1 rRNA gene (only partly in view) is annotated in these 1,144 nt (G+C 55.6%); it reads right to left on the bottom strand.

Annotated elements, in window-relative coordinates:
• A 23S ribosomal RNA gene (locus ACFYPM_RS32155) occupies nt 1-1,144 on the bottom strand (its annotated part continues 1,939 nt past the right edge of the window); the annotation flags it as partial.

Raw genomic sequence — 1,144 nt, 5'->3', positions numbered from 1 at the left:
AAGCAGGCTTCCCGCTTAGATGCTTTCAGCGGTTATCCCTTCCGAACGTAGCTAACCAGCCGTGCCCTTGGCAGGACAACTGGCACACCAGAGGTTCGTCCGTCCCGGTCCTCTCGTACTAGGGACAGCCCTTCTCAAGTATCCTACGCGCACGGCGGATAGGGACCGAACTGTCTCACGACGTTCTAAACCCAGCTCGCGTACCGCTTTAATGGGCGAACAGCCCAACCCTTGGGACCTGCTACAGCCCCAGGATGCGACGAGCCGACATCGAGGTGCCAAACCATCCCGTCGATATGGACTCTTGGGGAAGATCAGCCTGTTATCCCCGGGGTACCTTTTATCCGTTGAGCGACACCGCTTCCACTCGCAAGTGCCGGATCACTAGTCCCGACTTTCGTCCCTGCTCGACCTGTCAGTCTCACAGTCAAGCTCCCTTGTGTACTTGCACTCAACACCTGATTGCCAACCAGGCTGAGGGAACCTTTGGGCGCCTCCGTTACCTTTTAGGAGGCAACCGCCCCAGTTAAACTACCCACCAGACACTGTCCCTGAACCGGATAACGGTCCGAAGTTAGATACCCAAATCAACCAGAGTGGTATTTCAAGATTGCCTCCACCCATACTGGCGTATGGACTTCACCGGCTCCCACCTATCCTACACAAGCTAATTCGAGTACCAATGTCAAGCTATAGTAAAGGTCCCGGGGTCTTTCCGTCCTGCCGCGCGTAACGAGCATCTTTACTCGTACTGCAATTTCGCCGGGCCTGTGGTTGAGACAGTGGGGAAGTCGTTACGCCATTCGTGCAGGTCGGAACTTACCCGACAAGGAATTTCGCTACCTTAGGATGGTTATAGTTACCACCGCCGTTTACTGGCGCTTAAGTTCTCCGCTTCGCCCCCGAAAGAGCTAACAGGTCCCCTTAACGTTCCAGCACCGGGCAGGCGTCAGTCCATATACATCGAATTACTTCTTCGCATGGACCTGTGTTTTTAGTAAACAGTCGCTTCCCCCTGCTCTCTGCGGCCATACAACGCTCCACCCGCGCGGGGCTTCACGTCTCCGGCCCCCCTTCTCCCTAAGTTACGGGGGCAATTTGCCGAGTTCCTTAACCACAGTTCGCCCGATCGCCTCGGTATTCT

Origin of the sequence: Micromonospora sp. NPDC005203 (genome assembly GCF_042872705.1) — a bacterium.
Classification (GTDB): Bacteria; Actinomycetota; Actinomycetes; order Mycobacteriales; family Micromonosporaceae; genus Micromonospora.
The sequence above is the reverse complement of the archived record's forward strand: the minus strand, read 5'-3'. Positions and strand labels throughout refer to the sequence as shown.